Raw genomic sequence first — 15,995 nt, 5'->3', positions numbered from 1 at the left:
GATACATTCGCTATGCGCGCACGATGCGATGGTGATGGGGAGAAAATGCTGCGCTTTACCCTTCTCGGCCCCGTCCAGATGGTCGCCGACGGTGCGCCGCTGACGGGCATCGCCCCACGTCACCGGGCTGTGCTGGCCTACCTTCTGCTCAATGCCGGCCGGGTGATCAGCATCGAGCGGCTGATCGACGCGATGTGGGGCTACGACCAACCGGACACCGCCCGATCGCAGATCCATGCCTCCATCACCGCGATCCGCAAGGTCCTGCGCGGCGCGGGAGCCGGACACCTCCTTGAGACGCGGGCCGGCGGCTACGTCGCGCAGCCGGAGCCCGGACAGGTCGACGCGCAGGAGTTCACCGAGCTGGTGGCCGCGGGTGAGCTGCGCGAAGCCCTGGATCTGTGGAGCGGCGAGGCGCTGGAGGACGTGCACGCGCATTACGTCAGCGGCGTCCGGGAGCTCTGGACCGACCGGCGCCTGTCGGCATACGAGCGCCTGGTGGAGGGCGAGCTCGCCGCCGGGCGGCACGGCGATCTACTCGACGAGCTCGCCGCCCAGGTGACCGCCAGCCCGCTCCGCGAGAAGCTCAACGGCCATCTCGTCCTGGCCCTGCACCGGGCGGGGCGGCAGGCCGACGCCCTGGCAGCGGCGCGTTCGTACCGTACGGCTCTCGCGGACGACCAGGGCCTCGACCCCGGACACGCCTTCATCGAGCTGGAGCGGGCGGTCCTGGCGGACGACCCGGCGTTGCGCCTGGCTGACGCGGCGCCGGCGGTTCCCGGCCCGCCGCGTCGCTCCACCTTCCTGCCCTACGACATTCCGGATTTCTCCGGACGCGCCGTCGAGCTGGAGCAGCTGGGCGAGCGCCACGGGCCGGCGGTCGTCACGATCGACGGCATGGCCGGGGTCGGCAAGACCACGCTCGCCGTCCATGTGGCCCACCGGCTGGCCGCCCGCTATCCGGACGGCCGGCTCTTCATCGACCTGCACGCCCACACCGCGGGCCGGGAGCCGATCGACGCCGCCGCCGCGCTGGAGGCCCTGCTCCGCCAGCTCGGGGTGCCCGCGGACCGCATCCCGGTCACGCTCGTCGAGCGGAGCGCCCTCTGGCGCGCCGAGCTGGCCGATCGCCGCGTACTCGCCGTACTCGACAACGCTCTCGACGCCGAGCACGTGCGCTCCCTGCTGCCGGGCCACTCCGACTCCCTCCTCCTGGTCACCAGCAGGCGGCGGCTCGTCGACCTGGACGGCGCCCACGCGCTGTCGGTCGACGTGCTGGGCGAGGAGGACGCGGCCCGGCTGTTCGAGCGGATCGTGGGCGAACGCGCGCACCACGAGCCGGACGCCGTGCGCGAGGTGCTGCGCCTGTGCGGGTACCTGCCGCTCGCCATCCGGATCTCCGCCGCCCGTCTCCAGCACCGCCCGCGCTGGACCGTGTCCTATCTGGCGGGCCGGCTGCGGGACCATCGCCGGCTCCTGGACGGGGTGTCGGCGGCCTTCGCCCTCTCCTACGAGCACCTCCACGAGGCCGAGCAGCACATGTTCCGCCTGCTCGGACTGGCGCCCGGGCGCGACATCGACGCCTACGGCGCGGCCGCACTGGCCGGGATCTCGGAGGACGAGGCGGAGGAGCTCCTCGAAGGCCTCCTCGACGCCCACATGCTCCTGCAGCTCGAACCGGGCAGGTACACCTTCCACGACCTGCTCCGCGAGCACGCGCGCTCGATCGCCGCGGACGACGGCGCCGTCATGCGGCTGCTCGTCTACTACCTGCACCGCTCCCGCGCGGCGATGGACCGGCTCTTCCCGCACAGTGTCAGCCAGCGGGAGGGCGTCCCCCAGCCGGCCGCCCCGATCGCGCCCATCCGCGACGCCGCGGAGGCGATCGCCTGGCTCGATGCCGAGCGCTCCAACATCATCGCGACCGCCGTCCACGGACCCGAGATCTGCCTCGGCCTCCTGGCTCTGACGATGCGCCCCTACCTCGACCAGCAGGCGCACCACGACGACGCGCTCACGCTGCACACCCTGGCGCTCCAGCGCAGCCGCAAGCTCGGCGACCGCGAGGTCCAGGCGCGCGCGCTCACCGACCTGGCCTGGACCTACTGGCGGCGCGGCGAGTACGAGCGCGCGGAGGAGCACGCTCACCGGGCCCTCGACGGGTGCGAAGAGGACCACGAACGGGCTCGGGCGCTCCTCACCCTGGGAAACGTGGCCCTGCGTCGCCGCCAGGACACGCAGGCGGAGCAGTACCTCAAGCTGGCGCTCGACCTCACCCGGATCGGCGCCGACTCCTGGGCCGAGGCCCACGTGCTCGGCCTCCTCGCCCTCGTCCTCGACCGGGCCGGCCGTCCGGAGGAGGCCCGGCGCCATCTCGACCTGGCGCTGGCGCTCCACCGCAAGGTGGGCAACCCGGCCGGAGAGGCGGTGACCCTCAACCACCTCGGCGTCGTCCTGCGGCACCAAGGCGAGCTCGCCCAGGCCCGCGCCCGCCATGAGCAGGCCGCGGCTCTCTACCGCGAGCTCGGCAACACCGCCGACGAGGCGGCCGCGCTCAACGGGCTGGCCGAGGCGGCGGACGCCCCGGCTCGGGCGGTCGAGGAGCACACGGCCGCGCTCGCGCTCGCCGACCTGACGCGCAACCGGCCGGAGCAGGCGCGTGCGCACGACGGGCTGGCGCGCGCCCACCTCGCACTCGGGCACTCAGAGCAGGCCGGTGCGCACGGGCGGCTGGCCCTCGGCCTTTACGGGGAGCTCGGTGTTCCGGAGGCGGAGGAGGTCCGCACGTTCCTTGCGCAGGCCGGCCTTGAGCAGGCCGGCGAGCCCGCATGGCAGGACGCCCCGCACACCGTGAAGGCCTGAGCGTTCTGTCGGCGGTTCTACCGGTATGCCCCCGGCTCAGGAGCCGAGATAGCGCAGTACGGCCAGGACCCGGCGGCTGTAACCGGTGGTGTGGGACAGTGCCAGCTTGTCGAACAGCGCGTTGACATGCTTCTCCACCGCGCTCTGCGACACGTGCAAGGCCTGCGCGATCGAGGCGTTGGCCATGCCCTGCGCCATCAACTCCAGCACCTCCCGCTCGCGCCCGGTCAACTGGGCGAGGGGGTCGGCGTGGCTGGTCCGGGCGAGCAGCTGCCGTACCACCTCCGGGTCGAACGCCGTACCCCCGGCCCCGACCCGCTCCAGCGCGTCCAGGAAGTCGCCCACCTGGGCCACCCGATCCTTGAGCAGGTAGCCGACGCCTTCGATGTTCTCGCTCATCAGCTCGGTGGCGTACTTCTTCTCCACATACTGCGACAGCACCAGCACCTTGACGTCCGGCCGGCGTCGTCTGATCTCCAGGGCCGCGCGCAGCCCCTCATCCGTGTGCGTGGGCGGCATGCGAACGTCGGCCACCACCACGTCAGGCTGCTGCGCGGCCACCGCCGCGAGCAGCGCTTCGGCGTCGCCCACCGCGGCGAGCACCTCGTGGCCCTCCTCGGCCAGCAACCGGACCAGCCCCTCGCGCAGCAGGGTGGAGTCCTCGGCCAGGATCACCCGCACGGCAGCTCCGCCTCGATCAGGGTCGGCCCGCCGTACGGGCTGGTCACCGTGAAGCGGCCGTCCAGCGCGGCCACCCGCCGCGCCAACCCCGACAGCCCGCTGCTCGCCGGGTCCGCCCCGCCCACGCCGTCGTCCTGAACACGCACGACGACCATTGTGTCGTTTTTACCGACTTCCACGGTGATCCCGGTGGCCTGAGAGTGTTTGGCGGCGTTGGTCACCGCCTCGCTGACCACGAAATACGCCGCCGTCTCCACCGCCGCCGGCGGCCGTGCCGACAGGTCGCAGACGACCGTGACCGGAACGCCGGAACGCTCGGCGACCCCGGCCAGAGCATCGGCGAGCCCCAGGGAATCGAGCGCTGACGGGTAGACGCGCCAGGCCACCTCGCGCAGTTCGACCAGCGCCTGCTGCGCCTGCTCATGGACCTGCTCCAGCAGCTCCGGCCGCCCCCGGCGGGCGCGCCCGACCAGCATGGACAGCGCCACCAGCCGCTGCTGCAGCCCGTCGTGCAGGTCCCGCTCGATCCTGCGCCGCTCGGAGTCGACCGCCGCCAGCACCCCGGCACGACTCTCGGTCAGCTCGGCGATCCGGCGCCGCAGCGCCTCCGAGGGGTCCGGGCCGAGCATCCGTACGGCCAGCCGCTGCTCCAGGGCGTGCACCCCCACGAGGCCCGACAGGTCGAGGAACAGCAGGACGAGACCTGCCAGGCAGAAGTAGGCGAGCAGCGGGAGGCTGGGCAGCATGCCGTCGACCGGCCGGCCCCTGCCCCAGGACCACGCCAGGACGACGGCCGTGCCGACGCCGCAGCCGAGCAGGAAGACCACCAGGCCGCCGAGCACGCCCACCGGCGCCCTGGCCGCCAGGTAGCGCAGCTCGCGCCCGTCGGTGTGACCCGCCGTGAGCCCCAGATCCGCGGGATCCAGGCGCAGGCGGCGGGCGTCGAGCACGGCCAGCCGCCGGGCCGCCTCCCGCACGCCCGGCCGACCGGCGAACGGCAGCGTCACCAGGACGAAGACGAGGTCCAGCAGGGCGGTGACCGTCCCGAGGACCACCGCCCCCAGTAGCCTCAGGCCCCTAGCCGCGACCCGCATGCCGTCCCCTGTGCCGCTCGCCCAGCCTGACCCCCACGAAGACGAGCACGGCCAGCAGCACCAGGGCGATCACCCCGTTGGTGCCCACGTTGACGTACGTTTCGACCAGCGACCAGTTCTCCCCCAGGACGTAGCCGGCCAGCACGAAGATCGTGTTCCAGATGAGGCTGCCGACCGTGGTCAGCAGCGTGAAGGGGCCGAGCGGCATCCGTTCCACCCCGGCGGGAATCGAGATCAGGCTGCGGAAGATGGGGATCATCCTGCCGAAGAACACCGTCTTGCGGCCGTGCCGGAGAAACCACGCCTCGGTCTTGTCGATGTCGGAGACCTTCAGCAGCGGGATCCGGGCGGCCAGGGCCAGCGTGCGCTCGCGGCCGAGCAGCGCGCCCACCCAGTACAGCGCCAGCGCGCCCCCCACAGAACCCGCCGTGGTCCACAGCAGCACACTCACCAGGTCCATCTCACCCCGGGACGCGGTGAATCCGGCCAGCGGCAGGATCACCTCGCTCGGGAGGGGCGGGAAGAGGTTCTCCAACGCGATCGCCAGCCCCGCACCCGGCGCCCCGAGGCTTTCCATCAGTTCGATCAGCCAATCCGTCATGCCACGAAATTACGAAGAGTCACGATATGGCCGGAATGAGGCATGCGGCCGTTCTGGGGTGCGGAAAACCACAGATACACGCGGAGATCGGCCTCATACCGCGGCCCCGGCGGCCGGACCTACCGTCGCCATCCGTGATCCGAAAGCTATTCGACGTCCCGAGACGGATACTCGCCGGACTGGCGGCCCTCGCCACCCTCGTCGCAGTGATCATGCTGTCCGCCATGACCGACAGCACGATGCAGCCCCTGTCGGCCTCGGCGCCCACCGCGGAGTTCAGCGCCGAACGGGCACTGGCCCACCTGAAGCGGTTCGCCGCCGAACCGCGGCCCATCGGCAGCGCGGCGCGCGACCGGGCCAGGGATTACCTGGCCGCTCGACTGCGCGCCGCTGGTCTCCGGGTAGAGGTCCAGCGGTCTGTCGGGGCCCGCTCGGCGGCGGGGCTGGCGACCTTCGGCCAGGTCGACAACATCGTGGGCCGGCTCCCCGGAACCGATTCGACCGGCACGGTGCTCATCGCCGCCCACTACGACTCCGCGGCGATGGGTGCGGGCGCCTCCGACGACGGCGCGGCGGTGGCCGCGATGATCGAGGCCGTACGGGCGCTGCGCTCGGGCGCCAACCCGCGTAACGACATCGTGTTGCTGATGTCGGACGGCGAGGAGGACGGCGTACTCGGCGCCGAGGCGTTCGTCCGGGAACATCCGCTGGGACGTACGGGCGGTGTGCTGCTGAACTGGGAGGCCCGGGGCACGAGCGGCCCCTCGCTGATGTTCGAGACCTCCCGGGACAACGCCCGGCTGGTCGAGACGTTCGTCGACGCCGTCCCCGCTCCGCGCGGCGACTCCGCCATGGTCGAGATGTACCGGCTGCTGCCCAACAACACCGACTTCGCCCCGCTGACCAAGGCCGGATTCACCGGCATGAACTTCGCCTACATCGAGCGTTCCTCGCTCTACCACACCGCCGAGGACACCATCGCGAACCTCGACCGCGGCAGCCTGCAGCACCACGGCGCGAACATGCTGGCGCTGGCCCGCTCCCTGGGGAACGCGGACCTGCGGACGCTGACCTCCGACCATGACGTCACGTACTTCCGCGCCCTCGGGACCGTGATCACCTATCCGGACGTGGTCGTCTGGCCGCTGGCCGCGCTGTCCGTCCTCGCGGTCGCGGGGCTGGCGCTGTTCGCCCGCGCCGGGCGGCTGCTCAGCCTGCCCCGGCTGACGGTGGCGGCGGCCTCCGCCGTCGTGCCGTTGCTCGCGTCCGCCGCCCTGGCGCAAGGACTGTGGGAGCTGCTGGTGGCCGTACGGCCGGCCTACGACACGATGGGCGGGCTCCTGCACCGCCCGCGGCCGTACCAGGCGGCGGTCGTGGCCCTGTCCGCGCTGGCGGTGCTCGGCTGGTACCTGCCGCTGCGCCGCAGGCTCGGACCGGCGGCGCTGGCGGTCGGCGCGCTGACCTGGCCGGCCGCGCTCGGCGTGCTGTGTGCCCGGTTCGCCCCCGGAGCGGCCTTCCTGTTCACCCTGCCGGCGCTGATGTGCGCGCTCGGCGCGCTGGCGGCGCTCCTGCTTCCCACGTCCGCCTGGGCACGGGTGGCGGCGGCGACGCTCGGGCCGATCACGGCCGCCATGCTCCTGCCCTCTCTCGCCGGAAACGCGTTCGACGGGATGGGGCTGGCGCTCGGCGGGGTGAGCGCGCTGGTCCTGGCACTGTTCGGGCTGACCGTGCTGCCGATCGTGGAACTCTTCCTGCCCGACCCGGGCAGCAGGCCGAACCGGGGCGTCGTCGTCGCCGTGCCCCTGACCGCCGCCGTCCTCGCGCTGAGCCTGGTCGGCACCGGGCTGGTCACGGACACGTTCGGCGCGGACCGGCCGCAGCGCACGCACCTGGCGTACGTCATGGACGCCGACACCCGCGTCGCCCACTGGGTCAGCGCCGACACCGACCCCGCCGAGTGGACCAGGCGGTACGTCTCCGGCCACGACACCGCGGCGCTTCCTCCGGGGTACGCGCGCGGCACACTGTGGACCGGCCCCGCCCCCGCGATCACCGCCGACGGCCCGCGAGCCACCGTGATCGCGTACGACGGGCGCACGCTCAAGCTGCACGTGACCGCCGGAAAGGGCGCCCGTTCCGTGACGCTGCGTCTCGACCGCCCGATAACCCAGGCCACCGCGGCGGCCGGTCGCTTCGGTTCGGTGAGCATCCCCGTCAGCGGCACGCGAGCCGGGACCTGGCCCGCCGAGATCCGCTTCCGCGGCATCCCCGCCTCGGGAGTCCAGATCACCGTGCGGCTCCCGGACTCGGACCGGATCCGCGTCACCGCGATCGCCGAAACGGACGGCTTCTCGGCGGTGCCGGGATTCCTGCCCCGGCCTGCCGGTCTGGTCGCGGCCACCAGGGAGGACGGCGACCTCGTCGCGGTCACCCGCGGCTACACCCTGACCAGCACCAGGGCTTCGTCACTGAGTGGCTGAGGTAGAGCCCGACCGCCTGCGACTCGAGTTCTGTCAGGGTACGAGGAGGACGCGCCCGAGCTGGGAGCGGCCCTCCAGGATCCGATGCGCCTCGGCCGCCTCGGTCAGCGGCAGGCGGGCGTGGAGGGCGGCGCGTAGCCTGCCCTCCACCGCGTACCGCGTGGCCTCCTCCACGTCCTCACGCGCCTGTTTCGGGGCGGCAGCACGCAGGGCGAGCAGCGAGAATCCCGTGACGGACCTGAGCGCGAACAGGCTGGTAACGGGGACGTCGGTGGGCTCGCCGCTCGCCGCGCCGTACACGACGGCCCGGCCGAACGGGGCCAGCAGATCGAGGCTGCGGCGCAGCACGCCTCCCCCGACGGAGTCCAGGACGACGTCGACGCCGCCCGGCGCGGCCTCGCGTACCCGCTCGGGCCAGTCCGCGGCGGAGTAGTCGACGGCGGCGTCCGCGCCCATCGCGCGGACGAAGTCGAGCTTGGCCGGCGAGCCGGCGGTGGCGATCACCGTCGCGCCGGAGATCTTGGCGAGCTGCACGGCCAGGTGGCCGATGCCTCCGGACGCGGCGTGGACCAGCACGGTTTCGCCGGGCGCCGTTCGCGCGGCGCGCAGGGCGCCCAGCGCCACCGGCGCGGCCAACGGCAGGATGCTGGCGGTGGCGTCGTCGATCCCCTCCGGTACGTGCACGAGCCACTCGGCGTCGGCCACGACCTGGTCGGCGAAGGCGTCCTCCGCGAGCGCGGCGACCCGACGGCCCACGAGGCCGGGCTCGACACCGGGGCCGATGTCCTCGACCGTGCCCACCACGTCGCCGGTCAGCACGGCCGGCAGGTCCCGCCGGTAGATGCCGCCGGCGTCCGGGCCGCGGCGGAACTTCACGTCGACGAAGTTCGCGCCGATCGCCTCGACGCGGAGCCGTACCTGGCCGGGGCCGGGGATCGGGGGATCGGTCTCCTCCATGACGAGCACCTCGGGGCCGCCGTACGCGTGATAGCGGATTCGGCGCATGATGTCCTCCTGGGTTCCGAATAAACTGGACCGGTGGTCAAGTTATGCGTGAGCGTACTTGACCGACGGTCCACTTGTCTATGTGGAAGAGGTCCTCATGGGTGGGGAGCGTCATGGCTGAGGGGCGGCGCGAACGCGCCGACGCGGCACGGAACCGGGAGGCGATCCTGCGGGCGACCGAGGAACTGCTGGCCCGGTACCGGCCCGAGCAGGTCTCCATGGAGCGGGTCGCCGCCGCGGCCGGGGTCGGCAAGGGCACCGTGTTCCACCGCTTCGGCAGCCGGATGGGGCTGATGGTCGCGCTGATGCGGGAACGGGCGTACGCACTGGGCGAGGCCGTCACGAACGGGCCACCGCCGCTGGGCCCGGGAGCCCCGCCGGAGGAACGGCTGATGGCCTTCCTGGACGCGGTCGCCGAACTCGTCGGGCGAAACAAGGGACTGCTCGCCGCGCTGGGCCACGCGGCCACGACCTCCTCCAAAAGCCCCTCCGGCAAGGAGCGGGAAGACGACCACGCTGAGGGGCCGCCGGACGGCAGACCCGTCTACCAGTTCTGGCACGGCCACGCCAGCGAACTGATCGCCGAGCGGCGGCCGGACCTGGACGCGGAACTGCTGGCCCACATCCTGCTCGGCAGCCTGCAGAGCGAACCGGTCCTGCGGCTGCTGGAGCGCGGAGAGTCGGCCCGGCTGGCCGCCTCGCTGCGCGTCATGGCCGCCGGGATACTCGCCGGTCCCTGAGCGACGGTCCCCCGCAAGACGGATGGAAAGTGACCTCGTTCGGTCGGGGACGACCGCCACAGTTCGTGCCGATCATTTTCTGCCCCCGCGACCACCTACGGGCGTGGAGGAGGACTCACAATTCATAGGGTCCGCACTACGAGAGGGTTGACTTGAATGCAGCGACGACGCCTGCGGGACTTCGGGCATGCGGTCGGTCGTCTGGAACCGGGGCCGCTCAACGCCATCACCGACGTGGCGGGGATCCTCGTGGGACAGACCACCGTCCTTGATGAGAACACGGGCGTCTACTCCGGTGTCACCGCCATCGTGCCGACCGCTTTGACCGCTGACCAGGCTCGTGCCGTCCCCGCCGGACTGCACGTCGGCAACGGTTACGGGAAGTTCGTGGGCGCCACGCAGGTCATGGAGCTCGGCGAGCTGGAAACTCCCATCCTGCTGACCTCCACCCTGTCCACGTTCGGGGTCGCCGACAGCCTGCTGAGCTGGCTCATCGACCGCAGCCGCGAGCCGATCGTCTCGGTCAACCCGGTGGTCGGCGAGGTCAACAACGGCTGGCTCTCGACGGGAGACCCGCGCCCGGTGACCGCCGAGCACGTCTATGCCGCCCTCGACGGGGCATCCGACGGGCCGGTGGCGATGGGCAACGTCGGCGGCGGCACGGGCGCCTGCGCGCTCGGCTTCAAGGCGGGCATCGGCACGGCGTCACGCCGGGTGTCCCTGCGCGACCGCGAGGCGACGGTGGGCGTGCTGGTCCAGGCGAACATGGGCGGCGACCTGCGGCTCCTGGGCCGCACGATCACTCCGGAGAGCCTGGGCCTGAGGCGAGCGGGATCTTCCGATGAGCGCGGCTCCTGCGTCGTCGTGGTCGCCCTCGACGTCCCGTGCGGCGCCCTGCAACTGTCCCGGATCGCGGCCAGGGGCGTCTTCGCGCTGGGCAGGGCCGGCGCCTCGTACAGCCACGGCAGCGGCGACTACGGGCTGGCCTTCTCCTCCGAGCCCTCCGACGCCCCCAGAACGCTGAGTCCGGTCGAGCTCGACGCCGTCTTCGCCGCCGTCCTGGACTCGGCGGAGGAAGCGGTCGTCGACGCGCTGCTGGCCGCGCGGACCGTCCGCGCGCCGAACGGCCGCGAAGCCGTCGCCCTCCCGCACGGGGTCCTCCGCGTCTGAGTCACCTGGGCGTCCTCGGCGGCACTCGGCGACATGGGTGCTCGACCGCGGCCCCGCCGGATCGGACGGCTGCTCCCCAGCCAGGAGCAGCCGCCGGTCCCGGCGCGCGCGGAGGACGCCCGGTGGCTCCGCCACGCGAGCAGTAACCCAGCGGAGAGCGTCGTCGCGACCCGATGAAGGTACGAGGAGCGGGAGCGTGCCCGATCGGTGAACTGAGGACGGAGACGACCGAGACGCGCCGCTCCGTCACCCGGTCCTGCGGTTCTTGTTGTATTCCTCGACCAGCTTGAGGTACTCGGATTCGGAGTCGGCGAACTTCGTGACGCCCTTCTTCGGGTCGGTCGTCACGAACCACAGCCAGTTGCCGGCGGCCGGGTTCAGGGCCGCCGCGATGGCGTCGGCGCCCGGGTTGCCGATGGGACCGGGCGGCAGGCCGAGGCGCACGTAGGTGTTGTACAGCGACCGGCTCTGGAGATCTTCGTGCGACGCCGCGAGGCCGAACTTGTTCAGGCCGTACAGGACCGTGCTGTCCATCTGCAGCCTCATCTCGGGTGTGTGGTTCAGCCGGTTGTAGATGACCCGCGCGACCTTGGGCATGTCGCGTTTGCCGGCCGACTCGGCCTGGACGATGCTGGCGATGGTCATGATCTCCAGTGGCGTACGGCCGACACGCTTGGCGCCTTCCACCAGGTCGGCGTCCTCGGCGACGCGCCTGAAGCGTGTCACCATCGCGGCGAGGATCTCCTCCGGGCTCGACGTGGGCGAGACCTCATAGGTCGCGGGGTAGGCGAATCCTTCCAGCCTGCCCTTGGCGTAGGTGGGAAGGCCGAGCGCCGCACCGTCCTTGGCGGCCCGCTCGAATTCCTCCAGCGGCTTGCCGGTGGCGGCCGACAGATTCTTCAAGACACCGGAGAGCCGCAGTCCTTCGTTCACCGTCACGGTGCTCCGGGTCTCCGCACGCGTCTCGCCGGAGCCCTGCCCGGTGAGGACCCCGGGGGCCGCCGTCCGCGAGGACAGGCCCTGGACCGCGAACGTGGACCCGACCGCCAGCACGGTGACGGCTGCTGCCGCCGCCAGCGCGAGGCCGCGGCGACGGGATCGGCCCCCGTTGACATGGAGGAACCGGCCAGGCGGGGGTGGCTGCTCCTCATGGGCCATGTCGGAAAGAGTCTCGCGCAGCAGATCCTCGATGTTCATCCGAACTCCCTCACGGTGCTCAGTTCAGGTGCCGCCTTCTTCAGCCGCTCCAACGACCGGTAAATCTGGCTACGGACCGACCCCACCCTGAGGCCGAGCAGCCGGGCGATCTCGGTCTCGGACAGGTCCTCGAAGTAGCGGAGCACGAGCATGGTCCGCTGCCGGGGGGTCAACCGGGCGAGAGCCGTACGCATCACCACGCGAAGGTCCACCATCTCGGCGTGCTCCCCGCCGACCTGGTCGGGCAGCCACTCGGTGGGCACTTCCGCGACGCGGGACCGACGCCGCCACCGGCTCACCTGCTCGTGGTACATGACACGGCGCACGTAGCCCTCGATGGACGCGGGATCGCGCAGGCCGCGCCACTTCGCGGCCGTCTTCGTCAACGCCGACTGCACCAGGTCCTCGGCGGCGTGCCGGTCACCGGTCAGCAAGTACGCGGTACGGAACAGCGCCCCTGATCGATCGATGACGAATTCCCGGAAGTCCGCCGCAAATCCTGGATCCACCTGTCCTCCTCGGAGTGTCACCAAGCAAGGACGCGGACAGCGCGCCGACCTATGCCGACATCGCCGAACTGATCCGAATCAGCGCCGCGCCCCCGGTCCAGGGGCTTGATCGACAACGGCACAGCTTCTATCAACCACAAAGCATGTACTTGAATGAGAGTTGAGTAGATGCTAGCTTGACGAGTACTTGAAGTAAGGAGGAATAATGAACACCCCTTCACCAGCTCAAGCCCTGCAGGAGATCCAGCGCGTCGAGGGCCACATCCGCGCCGCCGAGCGCCGTTTCGGCGCGATCTGCCTCGCCACCGGCATCGGCGCACCGCTCTACTGGGCGGCGATGCTCTTCGCCCCGACGCTTCGCACTCCGGTCACACTCGCTTGGATGCTCTTCACCCTGGTGTTGTGCGGCCTCATGATGCGCATCGGCGCCAAGGGGCGGCGCCTCACCCAGATCATGTACTGGGTGGCGGGCGGCGACCTCGTCCTGTTCCTCGCCCCTGCGGCGCTGTCCTTCGTGTACGGGCCCGCACCCCTTCCCTCATCGTGGACGGTGCCCGGCGCCGCGCTCTGTGTGGCCAGCGGGCTGCCGATGCTCTACGCCGCCTGGCGGCTGATGAAGACACGATGAGCACACACCCACGGCACGATCTCGACGAGATCATCCATGCGCCCGTCCGACTGTCGATCATGGCGGCGCTCGCCGCCGCCGACCGGGTCGACTTTCGCTTCCTCAAGGAGACGCTCGAGGTCAGCGACTCACTGCTGTCCAAGCACGTGCTCATCCTCGAGAAGGCCGGCTACGTGAAGGTGTCCAAGGGCTTCGTCGGAAAACGGCCCCGCACCTCGCTGTCCCTCACCGACGAGGGCAAGGCCGCGTTCGCCACCTACACAGCCGTCCTGAGGAGGATCACCGGTGCTTGATCCCACTGCCGACCGCCCCGCCCCCACCCTCCTGAAGCAAGCCGTCAGGAAGATCGCCGCCTTGGGCCTCGGGACGCTGCTCGCCACGGCGGCTCTCACTCCGGCGGCGCACGCCGCCGCGCCGGGACTCGACCGGCGGGAACTGCAGCGCACACTCGACGAGGTGCCCAAGGGCGGCCTCCCCGGGGCCTACTCCGCCGTCCAGGACGGACGGCAGAGCTGGCGCGGTGCCACGGGACTGGCCGACCTGGAGGCCAGGCGCCCCATGCAGCCGGGCATGTACCACCGGGTCGGCAGCATCACCAAAACCTTCGTCGCCACCGCCGTCCTGCAGCTGGTGGAGCGGGGCAGGCTCCAGCTGGACGCCCCCGTCGAGCAGTACCTGCCCGGGCTGCTGCCCGATCGGCGCATCACGGTCAGGATGCTGCTCAACCACACCAGCCACATCGGTGACTACGACAGCGCGCTCATCACCAGCCCTGACAGCCTCGAAGAGATGCGCGTAGCGCAGTACACCAAGGAGGAACTCGTCAAGCTCGGTCTCGGCATCGGCGCCTCGGGCGAGCCCGGCGAGTCCCCGGGAAGCTACTCCAACACCAACTACATCGTGCTCGGCCTGCTACTCGACAAGGTCAGCGGAATGCCCGCCGAACGCTACATCACCCGCCACGTCATCCAGCGGGCGGACCTTGAACACACGTTCTTCCCGCGCACATCCGATCTCCCGCGTCCGCACGCCAAGGCATACACGTCCTTTTTCGGCTCCTTCCCGCTCAGAGACTTCAGCACCTTCAGCCCGTCGTCCCTCGGCACGGCCGGAGCGATGGTCTCAACGATGGAGGACCTCAACCGTTTCTACCGCGCGCTGTTCACCGGCCGGCTGATCGGCCAGGCCCAGTTGGCCGAGATGCGCAAGACCGTCCCGGTCGCGCTGGGACCGGGCAGCACCGAGACCATGAACTACGGACTCGGCCTCATCGCCTACGACTCGCCCTGCGGGAGGCTGTGGGGGCACGACGGCGGCGTCGTCGGCATGGGCGCACTGTCGCTCAGCACCGAAGACGGGGGCAAGCAGGCCTCCTCCGGCATCAACATGACCTGGCATTTGGGGGCCGAAGCAGGCGAGCAGGCCTGGATCGTACACGCCGTCGGCGCCATGTGCGGGACCAACCGGATCGCGGCCTCCGACGCCCCGATGCCGCTGATCGACGCCGGCGCGCCCCCGGCGAAGCGCTGACCTTCACCCGAGGCCGCCTGCTCCGGCCATAGGTGGGCGGTGGGCTCCCCGTATCGAGGAGGGGAGCCCACCGTTGTGACGTGATCGGGCGTCGACCTCTGTGGAGGCCATGCCCGGCCTTTCCAGGGCATCGACCCCCATGGGGAGATCAGGTCCGGTGTCAGTTCGGCTTCCATTGGGAGAACGCCTGCCGTACGTCGTGCGGGGCGTAGCCGAGCGCGGCGTGATCGGGCTCGGCCGCCGTGACGTGCGGAAGGTGGACGACGAGGTCGAAGGCGTCCAGCGGGCTCTGGTCGGAGTAGAAGGTGCCGACGCCGGCGCGCTGCCGGGAGGCGGCACGGACGGCGTCGGTGTCGGCCGGCGACAGCCGTCGCAGGTCGGTCGCGAACGGGCCGTCGTGGCTCGCGGCCATGAGCGCGTCGAGGCTGCCGGGCTGGGGCGCCTCCATGTCGGCGAAGAGCGTGCCGGTGTAGAAGTCGGCCCCTGTGTTGAGGATCTGGCCGCTGCCCGAGGTCGTGCCGATGACGAGATAGTCGGCGCCCAGCCGGTCGGCGAGGTGCATGCCCATCGGGGTCATCGGCGGCATGCCGGGAAGTGTCAGCGGCCGGCGTTGGACGTGGCCGTTGTGGGCGGCGAGGACGACGCGGTCCTCTCTGCGCAGGATCCACTCGACGGTGTCCGCGATCGCGGCGTCGCGGTCGCACATCGCCGCCCGCTGGTCGCCGCGGTCGAGCGCGCGGGCGACGGTGTCGAGGGTGACCGTGACGCGCAGCGAACGGAGCGCGCGCTCGTACGCGTCGAGGGTGGACCTCCGGATGTAGTCCAGGCGCCGGCTCGTCATGCGCGCGGCGAGGTCGGCAAGGCCCGCCGTAAGCGCGTCTTTGGTCTCGGCTGCGAGCGCGCCATAGGCGGCGATTGCCGCAGGCGCGGAGAACGCGGACGGTGCCGGGGAGGCGGCGGCCGTCTCCCGGATGGCCGGGTCGGGCTGGAACCCTGGATCGGCCTGCTCAAGGTAGGCGAGCACAGCGTCCAGGCCGGGCAGCAGGGACACCATCGAGCCCGGCAGGTCGATCCCGTAGAAGCCGACGGGGCGCGCGGCCGTGCGATTGTGCCGCCGCATCCACTCCAGATGGGCGCCCATCTGCGTCCATAACCCCATCAGCGATGTCATACCGTTCGCCATGACCTCGCCGAGCTGGTTGTCACCGCCCCGAACCCAGTCGTCGACCAGCCGTCCTTCGACGAATCCGGTCTCCATCGCGTAGGCGCTGAACCCGTGCCGTTCGGCCAGGTAGCGCAGCAGGCGGTGCCGGAGCTCGTAGAACTCGCGGTTGTAGTGCGCGCTCTCGCCGATCGCCACCACCCGCGCGTCACCGATGGTTTCGTCCAGCCATTCGAGGTCGTCCAGCGGGTCGGCCGGATCGAGGGTGTGCAGCGGAATCACCGCCTCGCCACTGAGCCGAGCCGCCACCGTCGTGGTGGAAGTTTTCGCGGTCAT

The 15,995-nt window shown here is 71.3% G+C and carries 14 protein-coding genes; 7 read left to right on the top strand and 7 right to left on the bottom strand.

Annotated elements, in window-relative coordinates; genetic code table 11:
- The first annotated feature begins 45 nt into the window (after positions 1-45).
- The gene (locus tag AWQ71_RS22075) at positions 46-2,862 is read left to right on the top strand and encodes an AfsR/SARP family transcriptional regulator (protein ID WP_067136150.1); all 2,817 of its coding nucleotides are present in this window, start codon (positions 46-48) and stop codon (positions 2,860-2,862) included.
- A gap of 36 nt (positions 2,863-2,898) precedes the next feature.
- Here AWQ71_RS22075 and AWQ71_RS22070 read toward each other — a convergent pair whose 3' ends face one another.
- The 3 genes from AWQ71_RS22070 to AWQ71_RS22060 are packed head-to-tail and all read right to left on the bottom strand — an operon-like array spanning position 2,899 to position 5,238.
- A complete protein-coding gene (locus tag AWQ71_RS22070) occupies positions 2,899-3,543 on the bottom strand; it encodes a response regulator (protein WP_067136148.1) in 645 nt (214 codons plus the stop codon).
- A complete protein-coding gene (locus AWQ71_RS22065) occupies positions 3,534-4,637 on the bottom strand; it encodes a sensor histidine kinase (RefSeq protein WP_067136146.1) in 1,104 nt (367 codons plus the stop codon). Before AWQ71_RS22065 ends, AWQ71_RS22070 begins: the two co-directional genes overlap by 10 nt.
- Positions 4,621-5,238: a DedA family protein gene (locus AWQ71_RS22060; protein WP_067136144.1), complete on the bottom strand. Its 618-nt coding sequence runs from the start codon at positions 5,236-5,238 to the stop codon at positions 4,621-4,623. The genes AWQ71_RS22065 and AWQ71_RS22060 overlap by 17 nt, the downstream gene beginning before the upstream one ends.
- Before the next feature lie 134 nt (positions 5,239-5,372).
- On the opposite strand from AWQ71_RS22060, the gene AWQ71_RS22055 reads away from it, so the two are divergent.
- Positions 5,373-7,718 carry a M20/M25/M40 family metallo-hydrolase gene (locus tag AWQ71_RS22055; RefSeq protein ID WP_067136142.1) on the top strand — a complete coding sequence of 782 codons (2,346 nt, stop codon included), beginning with the start codon at positions 5,373-5,375 and terminating at the stop codon, positions 7,716-7,718.
- 33 nt (positions 7,719-7,751) lie between these two features.
- Here the strand turns inward: AWQ71_RS22055 and AWQ71_RS22050 are convergent, their stop codons facing one another.
- On the bottom strand, positions 7,752-8,723 hold the full coding sequence (locus tag AWQ71_RS22050) for a quinone oxidoreductase family protein (protein WP_067136140.1): 972 nt from the start codon (positions 8,721-8,723) through the stop codon (positions 7,752-7,754).
- A gap of 113 nt (positions 8,724-8,836) precedes the next feature.
- Between AWQ71_RS22050 and AWQ71_RS22045 the strand changes: the two genes are divergently transcribed.
- On the top strand, positions 8,837-9,463 hold the full coding sequence (locus AWQ71_RS22045) for a TetR/AcrR family transcriptional regulator (protein ID WP_067136138.1): 627 nt from the start codon (positions 8,837-8,839) through the stop codon (positions 9,461-9,463).
- A 156-nt stretch (positions 9,464-9,619) separates the two neighbouring features.
- On the top strand, positions 9,620-10,633 hold the full coding sequence (locus AWQ71_RS22040; protein WP_067136136.1) for a P1 family peptidase: 1,014 nt from the start codon (positions 9,620-9,622) through the stop codon (positions 10,631-10,633).
- Positions 10,634-10,879: 246 nt separating this feature from the next.
- Here the strand turns inward: AWQ71_RS22040 and mltG are convergent, their stop codons facing one another.
- Complete coding sequence (gene mltG / locus AWQ71_RS22035) at positions 10,880-11,830, bottom strand: endolytic transglycosylase MltG (protein WP_067136134.1); 951 nt, start codon at positions 11,828-11,830, stop codon at positions 10,880-10,882.
- A complete protein-coding gene (locus AWQ71_RS22030) occupies positions 11,827-12,339 on the bottom strand; it encodes a SigE family RNA polymerase sigma factor (RefSeq protein ID WP_067136132.1) in 513 nt (170 codons plus the stop codon). Before AWQ71_RS22030 ends, mltG begins: the two co-directional genes overlap by 4 nt.
- 205 nt (positions 12,340-12,544) lie before the next feature.
- On the opposite strand from AWQ71_RS22030, the gene AWQ71_RS22025 reads away from it, so the two are divergent.
- From AWQ71_RS22025 to AWQ71_RS22015, 3 genes are read left to right on the top strand one after another with little or no spacing between them, the layout of a single operon-like run.
- On the top strand, positions 12,545-12,967 hold the full coding sequence (locus AWQ71_RS22025) for a hypothetical protein (RefSeq protein ID WP_067136130.1): 423 nt from the start codon (positions 12,545-12,547) through the stop codon (positions 12,965-12,967).
- The gene (locus AWQ71_RS22020) at positions 12,964-13,260 is read left to right on the top strand and encodes a winged helix-turn-helix domain-containing protein (RefSeq protein ID WP_067136128.1); all 297 of its coding nucleotides are present in this window, start codon (positions 12,964-12,966) and stop codon (positions 13,258-13,260) included. The genes AWQ71_RS22025 and AWQ71_RS22020 overlap by 4 nt, the downstream gene beginning before the upstream one ends.
- Positions 13,253-14,497, top strand: coding sequence for a serine hydrolase domain-containing protein (locus tag AWQ71_RS22015; RefSeq protein ID WP_245658409.1), 1,245 nt, complete (start codon positions 13,253-13,255; stop codon positions 14,495-14,497). The genes AWQ71_RS22020 and AWQ71_RS22015 overlap by 8 nt, the downstream gene beginning before the upstream one ends.
- A gap of 160 nt (positions 14,498-14,657) precedes the next feature.
- Here AWQ71_RS22015 and AWQ71_RS22010 read toward each other — a convergent pair whose 3' ends face one another.
- On the bottom strand, positions 14,658-15,995 hold the full coding sequence (locus AWQ71_RS22010) for an erythromycin esterase family protein (protein WP_067136126.1): 1,338 nt from the start codon (positions 15,993-15,995) through the stop codon (positions 14,658-14,660).

Origin of the sequence: Microtetraspora malaysiensis (assembly GCF_001528665.1) — a bacterium.
In the GTDB taxonomy this organism is placed as follows: domain Bacteria; phylum Actinomycetota; class Actinomycetes; order Streptosporangiales; family Streptosporangiaceae; genus Microtetraspora_A; species Microtetraspora_A malaysiensis.
The sequence above is the reverse complement of the archived record's forward strand: the minus strand, read 5'-3'. Positions and strand labels throughout refer to the sequence as shown.

Coding starts and splice junctions, on each gene's coding strand:
- AWQ71_RS22075 (WP_067136150.1), top strand. CDS start 46: ATGCTGCGCTTTACCCTTCTCGGCCCCGTCCAGATGGTCGCCGACGGT.
- AWQ71_RS22025 (WP_067136130.1), top strand. CDS start 12,545: ATGAACACCCCTTCACCAGCTCAAGCCCTGCAGGAGATCCAGCGCGTC.
- AWQ71_RS22060 (WP_067136144.1), bottom strand. CDS start 5,238: ATGACGGATTGGCTGATCGAACTGATGGAAAGCCTCGGGGCGCCGGGT.
- AWQ71_RS22010 (WP_067136126.1), bottom strand. CDS start 15,995: ATGACCGCGAAAACTTCCACCACGACGGTGGCGGCTCGGCTCAGTGGC.
- AWQ71_RS22040 (WP_067136136.1), top strand. CDS start 9,620: ATGCAGCGACGACGCCTGCGGGACTTCGGGCATGCGGTCGGTCGTCTG.
- AWQ71_RS22045 (WP_067136138.1), top strand. CDS start 8,837: ATGGCTGAGGGGCGGCGCGAACGCGCCGACGCGGCACGGAACCGGGAG.
- mltG (WP_067136134.1), bottom strand. CDS start 11,830: ATGAACATCGAGGATCTGCTGCGCGAGACTCTTTCCGACATGGCCCAT.
- AWQ71_RS22065 (WP_067136146.1), bottom strand. CDS start 4,637: ATGCGGGTCGCGGCTAGGGGCCTGAGGCTACTGGGGGCGGTGGTCCTC.
- AWQ71_RS22050 (WP_067136140.1), bottom strand. CDS start 8,723: ATGCGCCGAATCCGCTATCACGCGTACGGCGGCCCCGAGGTGCTCGTC.
- AWQ71_RS22020 (WP_067136128.1), top strand. CDS start 12,964: ATGAGCACACACCCACGGCACGATCTCGACGAGATCATCCATGCGCCC.